This window comes from Klebsiella sp. MS 92-3, assembly GCF_000195655.1.
In the GTDB taxonomy this organism is placed as follows: domain Bacteria; phylum Pseudomonadota; class Gammaproteobacteria; order Enterobacterales; family Enterobacteriaceae; genus Klebsiella; species Klebsiella pneumoniae.
Genome location: NZ_GL882842.1, coordinates 37986 through 48198, shown reverse-complemented (window position 1 = coordinate 48198; position 10213 = coordinate 37986). Strand labels below are relative to the sequence as shown.

Annotated in this window: 10 protein-coding genes and 1 pseudogene; all 11 read left to right on the top strand. The window is 56.6% G+C overall.

Going from position 1 to position 10213, the window contains the following annotated elements:
• Positions 1–876 precede the first annotated feature (876 nt).
• Positions 877–1125, top strand: coding sequence for a hypothetical protein (locus HMPREF9538_RS0128240; RefSeq protein WP_002916186.1), 249 nt, complete (start codon positions 877–879; stop codon positions 1123–1125).
• Between the two features lie 150 nt (positions 1126–1275).
• Positions 1276–1881, top strand: coding sequence for a type 1 fimbria switch DNA invertase FimB (gene fimB, locus HMPREF9538_RS06525; RefSeq protein WP_004151951.1), 606 nt, complete (start codon positions 1276–1278; stop codon positions 1879–1881).
• 465 nt (positions 1882–2346) lie between these two features.
• Positions 2347–2955, top strand: a complete 609-nt coding sequence (fimE, locus tag HMPREF9538_RS06530; protein WP_002916189.1) for a type 1 fimbria switch DNA invertase FimE — start codon at positions 2347–2349, stop codon at positions 2953–2955.
• A gap of 479 nt (positions 2956–3434) precedes the next feature.
• Positions 3435–3983, top strand: coding sequence for a type 1 fimbrial major subunit FimA (gene fimA / locus HMPREF9538_RS06535; RefSeq protein WP_002916190.1), 549 nt, complete (start codon positions 3435–3437; stop codon positions 3981–3983).
• Between the two features lie 70 nt (positions 3984–4053).
• Positions 4054–4590, top strand: coding sequence for a fimbrial protein (locus HMPREF9538_RS06540; protein WP_004174507.1), 537 nt, complete (start codon positions 4054–4056; stop codon positions 4588–4590).
• Between the two features lie 67 nt (positions 4591–4657).
• Positions 4658–5344: a fimbria/pilus periplasmic chaperone gene (locus tag HMPREF9538_RS06545; protein WP_004144024.1), complete on the top strand. Its 687-nt coding sequence runs from the start codon at positions 4658–4660 to the stop codon at positions 5342–5344.
• A gap of 81 nt (positions 5345–5425) precedes the next feature.
• Positions 5426–8038: a fimbrial biogenesis usher protein gene (locus HMPREF9538_RS06550; RefSeq protein WP_009308599.1), complete on the top strand. Its 2613-nt coding sequence runs from the start codon at positions 5426–5428 to the stop codon at positions 8036–8038.
• A 10-nt stretch (positions 8039–8048) separates the two neighbouring features.
• Positions 8049–8576, top strand: coding sequence for a fimbrial protein (locus tag HMPREF9538_RS06555; protein ID WP_019705553.1), 528 nt, complete (start codon positions 8049–8051; stop codon positions 8574–8576).
• A 27-nt stretch (positions 8577–8603) separates the two neighbouring features.
• Positions 8604–9089, top strand: a complete 486-nt coding sequence (locus HMPREF9538_RS06560) for a fimbrial protein (RefSeq protein ID WP_004229447.1) — start codon at positions 8604–8606, stop codon at positions 9087–9089.
• Positions 9090–9106: 17 nt separating this feature from the next.
• Positions 9107–10012, top strand: coding sequence for a fimbrial protein (locus tag HMPREF9538_RS06565; RefSeq protein ID WP_004151788.1), 906 nt, complete (start codon positions 9107–9109; stop codon positions 10010–10012).
• Positions 10009–10213 (top strand): annotated as a pseudogene (locus HMPREF9538_RS30410) (hypothetical protein); the annotation flags it as partial. The gene HMPREF9538_RS06565 and the pseudogene HMPREF9538_RS30410, both read left to right, overlap by 4 nt.

Below are 10213 nucleotides of genomic sequence, written 5' to 3'. Positions count from 1 at the left end.
GCCCCCCGCACCCGGCCGCCCGCAGGCGCCAGTCGCGGAGCGCAATCGGAGTCGTCATCGTTATACCATTGTAGTAAACGTAAACCGCCTGATAGCAACTTTACGACAGGCGAGCGAAGGCGTCAGCGCTGAAGGGTGAGGAATTTGTCGAAGCTGTTCACGGGATTGTTCGTAGTCACCAGGCTCCGCATTATCTACCGATCGCTATCTTCCCGACACCGTATTAGCGCAGAATGCCTCAATATCTTGAGCATACCACAGCTATATCTTTTTATGCGTTATTGGTTACCAATACCTTTTAACAGGAATAATTACTCAAAAAATCACAGATAAAAATAAATAAGTTATTTCTTGGCGAGCATTTTTTGTCAGTTATTATGCTGCGCTTCCGGCAAGAATATTCTTTAACTGCTATTTATTGTACTCTTCAGCAGGATCACTTCCATGAAAAGAGGCTTACTTACCCTGGTTACTGCTGCCATCGCTTTCCGTACAGGCCACCTGGCGCAGCGACAAGCGCCAGGAGGCACGTGACGAAAAGTGGTGAACCGGCAGGCTTCGGCGTATCCTGGATGTGAGTCCTTCCCGCGCCGAAGCGAGTATTCCAACCCGCCGCCAGACCGTGTCGCAATACTTACCTGTCCTCTACTACCTCCCATTGATATCTTCCTGTATACGTTGACCGTGACGAGTTTTCATCTCATTCAACCGCATGTACCAGATTAAGCTTACCCGTTGAAATACGGCGTAATGTGCTCTATTACAGACAATGCTATTATCACCAGGCTTTTTGCAGTATGGTTTAATCACTGTTGTAGTTTTGCAGTGAATGCTATCCAGACGACTTAAGGTTGTATTTTGTCTGAGAAATTTCTCATGCCATTCCCGAAGGTTGTCGGCGAGGGAGGCTGGTTTACTGGGGTGACATTGCCCAGTAAACAGGCAATCAATCATGACGGCATTGATAGCCGCCTTGCCGTGGCCGGAAGCCCAAGCCTTCATCATCATGCGGGTATCATCAAGAGGATCAGGGATGTACAGGACGTGGAAACCCCCAGGAAAGATTCATCAGTTCAGCCAGCTCACCCTTTCTTTACCCTTCAGATCGCGGCCTCTTATCGTTAGCAATGGAGCTAGCCCATGATACCGCTCGCGCTCGTAGCAAATTAAAACGTTATCACCACGCTGTTTCAAAATAAAAAGGCAGTCAAATTTAACAATGACCTGACGCAGGCTCGGAAAACCAAAAATATGCCTGCAATAAAAGGGAAAACCATGACGAATAACGCCGACATAAAAAAAAGGAACTTCCTGACTCAGAATGAAATTGAGTCTTTACTTAAAGCGGCCGATACCGGTCCTTATGCTGCACGTAATTATTGCCTGACGTTACTGTGCTTCATCCATGGTCTGCGCGCCAGCGAGATCTGTCGTCTACGAATATCGGATATCGACCTTGCTGCCCGATGTGTTTACATCCATCGGCTTAAAAAAGGGTTTTCGACTACCCACCCGTTGCTGGATAAAGAGATCTACGCCCTAAAGCGCTGGCTGGCCATTCGCAGCAGCTGGCCGCAGGCCGCCAGCGAATGGCTGTTTCTCTCCCGCAAAGGTAATCCCCTTTCCCGCCAACAGTTTTATCAGATTATCGCGTCCTCAGGGGGACTGGCGGGGCTGCCACTGGAGATCCACCCGCACATGCTGCGGCACTCCTGTGGCTTTGCGTTGGCGAATATGGGGATCGATACCCGCTTGATACAGGATTATCTCGGGCATCGCAATATCCGCCACACCGTCTGGTATACCGCCAGCAATGCGGGACGCTTCTATGGCATCTGGGACAATCCCCGTGACAAACAGCGATCGTCGCTGATCCAATAGCCTTGACGCCATGGATGGCGTTGTATCGCGAGCGGTCGACAAATTAAAATATTCATGATTCTTAACCCTGCGTTAATTAGGATTACTGTTCCCACAAGTTCTTATTTAATCCTTATGACTGAGAGTTAATATAACCCTGCGTTTACTCAGGAATAAGACTGGGTATTTATTGGTGGGAAAAAATTTCCGCGGCTGTGTTTTTAATAGCGGCTGGTAATGAAAAATATCCTTTCATTTTATATACCTGGCGGCAACCCGCGCAGATACTATTGAGCCGATGATTAAAATCTTTAAAATTAAGAATTATCACCCGACGATATTTTTAGTGTCTGGCAATGTAATATGTTATCAATTCGTGATTAATCATCTTCACCCTGTACCGTTTTAGCATTACAGAACCTTTCTCGTCATGGCGTATGGTTTCGCTGTGACGGTCATTCATACCTATTTTCAGGAGCAACTATTGTGAACCGACGTCGTTTTCTAACCGCCAAAGAAGTTCAGGCCATGATGCAGGCTGCTCGTCAGGGCCCTACCGGCGAACGGGACTACTGCCTCATTCTGCTGGCCTTTCGCCATGGCATGCGCATTAGCGAACTGCTGGATCTGCATTATCACGATCTGGATCTCCATGAAGGGCGGGTTAATGTGCGGCGATTAAAGAATGGTTTTTCGACGATTCATCCACTGCGTTTTGATGAGCGCGAGGCGATTGAGCGCTGGAGCCTGGTCCGTGCCGGCTGGAAAGCGGCGGACAAAACGGACGCACTGTTTATCTCCCGCCGCGGCACCGCGCTCTCCCGCCAGCAGGCGTATCGTATTATTCGCTCCGCCGGGGAAAATGCGGGTACCGTCACGCACACTCACCCCCATATGCTGCGTCACGCCTGCGGCTATGAACTGGCTGAAAGAGGGACAGATACGCGTTTGATACAGGATTATCTAGGACATCGCAATATTCGTCACACAGTACGTTACACCGCCAGTAATGCGGCACGTTTCGCTGGCATCTGGGAAAGAAATAATCTTTTAGAGGAAAAAGATCAGAAGACGAAAAATGAAATAACTGATTGATTTTAAAGAATTAAAAAAATAACGAACAGGTCAATTGGGGCCAAACTGTTTATATCATAAAAATGTTTTGACATATTTTGCAACTCACTACGCCATATTTCCGCAAAAAAAATCATATCTCATTGATTATTATCTATTTTTAAACCTGAAATTACTCACTTTTCTCTAACCATATCTCTGCTGCACCGGCGATCCGTCGCCAACGCCATCGCTATTCCTTTCGCACCTCCTCCCACCACACCAGATTATATTACCATAAAAATCAAATTTGGCAGAATTTAAAACCACAGAATACCAGGTTTACACAAAATACAGATCATTTATCCCAACGAGTCAAAATGGCCCCAATTGTCTCATCGGTTGGGCGAAAACTGTGCAGAGCCGGCAGCCGGACCACTCGGCTGAAATCTGAAATGCCTGGAAGGCACAACGGCTGCCAATCCGGTTCGTTATTTCGACATCGTTCAAAGGAAAACAGTATGAAAATCAAAACACTGGCAATGATTGTTGTGTCAGCACTGTCACTGAGCTCCACGGCAGCTCTGGCCGATACCACCACGGTCAACGGCGGGACCGTGCATTTTAAAGGAGAAGTCGTTAATGCGGCCTGTGCGGTGGATGCCGGCTCTATCGATCAAACCGTTCAGTTAGGCCAGGTGCGTTCCGCGAAACTGGCCACGGCGGGGAGCACCAGTTCGGCCGTCGGTTTCAACATCCAGCTGGATGATTGCGACACTACGGTAGCCACCAAAGCGTCCGTCGCCTTCGCCGGTACGGCCATCGACAGCAGCAATACCACCGTTCTGGCCCTGCAAAACTCTGCCGCCGGCAGCGCAACCAACGTCGGCGTGCAGATCCTCGACAATACCGGTACGCCACTGGCACTGGACGGCGCCACCTTCAGTGCTGCGACCACGCTGAATGACGGCCCCAACATCATCCCGTTCCAGGCACGTTACTACGCGACCGGCGCAGCGACGGCTGGTATAGCGAACGCGGATGCCACGTTCAAAGTGCAGTACGAGTAAGACCCGAGTCAGGCAGGGAAGCTATTCGGGCCAGGAGGGCCCGCTCTCTATTTTCAACCGGAGTGAAACGATGCAGGGAATGAAATCTGGTCTGCTGCTGCTACTGCCTCCGCTGGCGCTGGCCGGTAATCATTGGAACGTCACGCTGCCGGGGGGCAGCATGCGTTTTCAGGGCCTGATAATGGCGAGTTCCTGCCGCGTCGAAGCCGGCGATCGGCAGATGACGGTCAATCTGGGGCAGATCAGCAGTAATCGATTTCATGCTGTCGGCGAAGACAGTAACCCAATCCCTTTCGCGATTCATTTACAGGATTGCAGTACGGCGGTCAGCCAGCATGTGGGTGTGACCTTTCACGGCGTGGCTGATGGAAAAAACCCCGACGTGCTTTCGGTGGGTGAAGGTCCGGGGATCGCCAGTGGGATCGGTATTGCGCTATTCGACAGCCAGGGCCAGCAGCTCCCGCTCAATCGTCCAGCGGATCGCTGGATATCACTCTACCGCGGACCGACGACGCTAAATTTCGTCGCCAAATATCGGGCGACCGGACGCCAGGTCACCGGCGGTGCAGCCAATGCCCAGGCCTGGTTCTCATTGACCTATCAGTAATTAATCCGCAGACAAACAGGACAACACGGTGAGCAGACAAGGAGATAATGTGAGAAAAACGGCAACGATGGCGCATGGCTTACTGGCAGGATGTGTGCTTTTCGCCGCCAGTATCTTTAGCGCCAGCGCGCAGGCGGGCGTTGCGCTTGGCGCGACCCGGGTTATCTACCCGGCGGGACAGAAGCAGGTCCAGCTCGCGGTGACCAATAATGATGACAACAGTACCTGGCTTATTCAGTCATGGGTGGAAAATGCCGATGGTCAGCGAGACGGCCGGTTTGTCATCACTCCTCCGCTGTTTGCCATGCAGGGTAAAAAAGAGAACACCCTGCGCATTATCGACGCCACCAATAACCAGCTGCCGCAGGATCGGGAAAGTCTGTTCTGGATGAACGTGAAGGCGATCCCTTCGATGGATAAATCAAAGCTCAGCGACAATACCCTGCAGCTGGCGATTATCAGCCGCATCAAGCTCTACTACCGTCCGGGAAAACTGGCCCTGCCTCCGGATCAAGCGGCGGAAAAGCTGACCTTTAGCCGTAGCGGATCGTCGCTGACGCTGACGAACCCCACCCCCTATTACCTGACGGTGACCGAACTGAACGCCGGGACACGCATTCTGGAGAACGCCCTCGTACCGCCGATGGGCAAAACCAGCGTCAAGCTACCCGCGGATGCCGGGAACACCATCACCTATCGCACGATTAATGATTACGGCGCGCTGACGCCGAAAATGAATGGCGTGCTGCGCTAACCCAGAAGCGCCCCGCCGCGCGGGACACGCTGCGCATGACCAGAAGCAATGACAGCCGGGCAACGTCGGACCGGAGGGATAATGTCACATCGGAAATATGGACTGGATCATTTAGGTTGCCGAACTGCCCGGCGCCTGGTATCTCCGGCGCTGGCGCTGTGGCTCTGCTCACAGCCGTTTGCCGCGCGGGCGGACCTCTATTTTAACCCCCGCTTTTTAGCTGACGATCCGGCGGCGGTGGCTGACCTGTCGGGATTTGAAAAAGGCCAGGAGGTTCCGCCAGGCACCTATCGCGTCGATATTTATCTCAACAATGGTTTTATGACCACCAGGGACGTCACTTTCCAGGCCGATGCCCAGGGTCACGGTCTGTCCCCCTGCCTGACGCGCGGCCAGCTGGCGAGCATGGGTGTGGATACCGGTCGGGTGCCGGGCATGGCGACGCTGGACAGCACGGCCTGCGTGCCGCTGACCACGCTTATCAGCGAAGCTACCACACGCTTCGACGTCGGACAGCAGCGCCTGTACCTCACCGTCCCCCAGGCATTTATGGGTAACCATGCGCGCGGCTATATTCCGCCGGAGCTGTGGGATAACGGTATCACCGCCGGGCTGATTAACTATAACTTCACGGGCAATAACGCCCATAACACCACAGGTGGCAGCAGCCGTTACGCCTATCTGAATCTACAGAGCGGCCTGAACATTGGCGCCTGGCGTCTGCGCGATAACAGCACCTGGAGCTACAGCAGCGGCGGTAGCACCTCATCCAACGAGAATCGCTGGCAGCACGTTAACAGCTGGCTTGAGCGGGACATCACGCCTCTGCGTTCGCGACTCACCCTAGGGGACAGCTACACCAACGGCGATGTCTTCGACGGGATCAACTTCCGCGGCGCCCAGCTGGCCTCCGACGACAATATGCTACCGGACAGCCAGAAAGGCTTTGCGCCGGTGATCCACGGGATCGCCCGCGGCACGGCGCAGGTGTCAATCAGGCAAAACGGCTACGAAATCTACCAGAGCACAGTGCCGCCGGGACCATTTACCATCGACGATCTCTACGCCGCGGGCAATGGCGGCGATCTGCAGGTCACGATCAAAGAAGCGGATGGCTCCCGCCAGGTCTTCAGCGTGCCCTGGTCAACGGTGCCGGTTCTCCAGCGTGAAGGCCATACCCGCTTCGCCCTCACCGCCGGGGAGTACCGCAGCGGCAACAGTCAGCAGGAAACGCCCGATTTTTTCCAGGGCACGGCCATGCATGGCCTGCCGGCAGGCTGGACGCTCTACGGCGGCACCCAGCTGGCAGACCGCTATCGCGCCTTTAACCTTGGGGTGGGGAAAAACATGGGCTATTTCGGCGCCCTGTCGCTGGATATCACTCAGGCCAACGCCACCCTGGCTGACGACAGCGAACATCAGGGGCAGTCGGTGCGTTTTCTCTATAACAAATCCCTGGATGAGACCGGCACCAACCTGCAGCTGGTGGGCTACCGCTACTCTACCCGCGGCTATTATAACTTTGCCGATACCACTTACCGCCGGATGAGCGGCTACAGTGTGGAAACCCAGGACGGCGTTATCCAGGTAAAACCGAAATTTACCGACTACTACAATCTGGCTTACAGCAAGCGCGGCAAGGTGCAGCTGAGCGTGACTCAGCAGTTGGGGCGCACCGCCACCCTCTATCTCAGCGGTAGCCACCAGACCTACTGGGGCACCGACGATGCCGATGAGCAGCTGCAGGCCGGCCTCAACGCCGCCGTGGACGATATCAACTGGTCGCTAAGCTACAGCCTGACAAAAAACGCCTGGCAGCAGGGGCGCGATCAAATGCTGGCGATCAATATCAATATCCCCTTCAGCCACTGGCTGCGTTCCGACAGCCGCTCGGTCTGGCGGCACGCCAGCGCCAGCTACAGCCTGTCGCACGATCTCAATGGCCGCATGACCAATCTGGCGGGCCTGTATGGCACCCTGCTGGAAGACAACAACCTCAGCTATAGCGTGCAGACCGGCTATGCCGGCGGCGGCAACGGCGACAACGGGAGCACAGGCTACACCGCCCTCAACTACCGCGGCGGCTACGGCAACGCCAACGTCGGCTACAGCCGCAGCGATGGCTTTAAACAGCTCTACTACGGGGTCAGCGGCGGCGTGCTGGCGCACGCCAACGGCATCACCCTGAGCCAACCGTTAAACGATACCGTGGTGCTGGTGAAAGCCCCCGGCGCCGGCGGCGTGAAAGTGGAAAACCAGACCGGGGTACGCACCGACTGGCGCGGGTATGCCGTCCTGCCTTATGCCACTGAGTATCGCGAAAACCGGATCGCGCTGGATACCAACACCCTGGCGGACAATGTCGACCTTGACGATGCGGTGGTCAGCGTGGTGCCCACCCATGGGGCGATTGTCCGCGCCAACTTTAACGCCCAGGTGGGGATGAAGATCCTGATGACGCTGACCCATCGCGGCAAACCGGTGCCGTTTGGCGCCCTCGCCACCGGCGACAGCAACCAGAGCGGCAGCATCGTCGCGGACAACGGCCAGGTCTACCTGAGCGGGATGCCGCTGGCGGGCAAAGTGCGGGTGAAATGGGGCGATGGCCCGGACGCTCAGTGCGTGGCCGATTACCGTCTGCCGCCGGAGAGCCAGCAGCAGGCGCTCAGTCAGCTTTCGGTCGCGTGCCGCTAAGGAGATCATGATGAGAACACTGCAGTATCTGCTGGGCGCCCTGTTCACCCTGGGCGCACCGGCTGCGCTTGCCGCCGATAGCACGATCGCCATCAGCGGCTATGTCCGCGATAACGCCTGCGCGGTAGCCGGCGAATCGAAGGATTTTACTGTCGATTTACAGGATAACGCCGCGAAGCAGTTTTATGCCGTTGGGGCGACGACGCCGCCGGTGCCGTTCCGCATCGTGCTGTCGCCCTGCGGCACTTCCGTCACCGCGGTGAAGGTCGGTTTCACCGGCGTGGCGGACAGCATCAACACCAGCCTGTTAAAACTCGATGCCGGGGCCTCGGCGGCGGCAGGAATGGGGGTGGAAATTCTCGATCAGCAGCAGTCCCGGCTGCCGGTCAATGCGCCGTCATCCACCATGACCTGGACCACGCTGACCCCGGGCCAGACCAATATTCTCAACTTTTACGCCCGGCTGATGGCCACTCAGGTGCCCGTCACCGCCGGGCATGTCAATGCGACAGCGACATTCACCCTGGAATTTCAGTAAGCGGAGGCTGAAATGAAATGGACTCATGTGGGCTGGCTGCTGGCCGGCCTGTTAACCGCGAGCGCTTCCCTGCGGGCGGCCGACGTCACTCTCACCGTCAACGGCAAGGTGGTGGCCAGACCCTGCACGGTTTCCACCGTCAATGCCACCGTCGAGCTGGGCGATCTCTATACCTTTAGCCTGATCGGTGCGGGCTCGGCATCGGCCTGGCACAGCGTGGCGCTGGATCTGAGCAACTGCCCCGTGGGTACTTCACGGGTGAAAGCCACCTTCAGCGGAACGGCGGACAGCACCGGCTATTACAAAAACCAGGGAACGGCGGGCAATATTCAGCTCGAACTGCAGAACGAGGACGGCACCACGCTGAACAATGGCAGCAGCCAGTCGGTACAGGTGGATGAGGCCAGCCAGTCCGCTCGCTTCCCGCTGCAGGTCAGGGCGCTGTCCGTCAACGGCGGCGCCACGCAAGGCACCATTCAGGCGGTGATTAACGTCACCTATACCTACGCCTGAGCCAGGAGAGCATCATGATGAAAAAAATAATCCCCCTGTTCACCACCCTGCTGCTGCTGGGCTGGTCGATGAACGCCTGGTCCTTTGCCTGCAAAACGGCCACCGGGGCGACGATTCCCATCGGCGGCGGGTCAGCCAACGTCTACGTTAACCTGACCCCGGCGGTGAACGTCGGGCAAAACCTGGTGGTCGACCTCTCCACGCAGATTTTTTGCCATAACGACTATCCGGAAACGATCACCGACTACGTGACCCTGCAGCGCGGATCCGCCTATGGCGGTGTGCTGTCGAGTTTTTCAGGCACCGTGAAATATAACGGCACCTCTTACCCGTTCCCGACCACCACGGAAACCGCGCGGGTGATTTATGATTCACGGACCGATAAACCCTGGCCGGCCGTCCTGTATCTGACGCCGGTGAGCACTGCCGGTGGGGTGGCCATCACCGCAGGATCGTTAATCGCGGTGCTGATCCTGCATCAGACCAACAACTACAATAGCGACTCCTTCCAGTTCATCTGGAACATCTACGCCAATAACGACGTGGTGGTCCCCACCGGCGGCTGCGACGTCTCCGCCCGCGATGTCACCGTCACCCTCCCCGACTACCCGGGCTCGATGGCCGTGCCGCTCACCGTCCACTGCGCGCAAAGCCAGCAGCTGGGGTATTACCTCTCCGGCACCACCGCGGACAGCGCCAACGCGATCTTCACCAATACCGCCTCCGCCTCGCCGGCGCAGGGGATAGGCGTTCAGCTGACGCGCAACGGCAGCGCCGTCCCGGCGAACAGCACGGTCTCGCTGGGCACCGTCGGCACCTCGCCGGTCAACCTCGGCCTGACGGCCACCTATGCCCGGACCACAGGCCAGGTTACCGCCGGCAACGTGCAGTCGATCATCGGCATCACCTTTGTCTATCAATGATGACCGATTATATCCTCTCGCCCTGCTCGCTGGCCGCCCGCGGGTTGAGCCAGCTGATGCTGAACGCCGCGAAGCGGCCCGTTGAGCTGCCGGTCGAGGGCGTGTCCCTGCGCGAGCTGGCTGCCGTGAAGCGGATCGTGGTGTATCTCCCTGCCGATCCCCCCCGGCTGGCGCCCCCCCCCCCCCCCCGCCCCCCCCCGC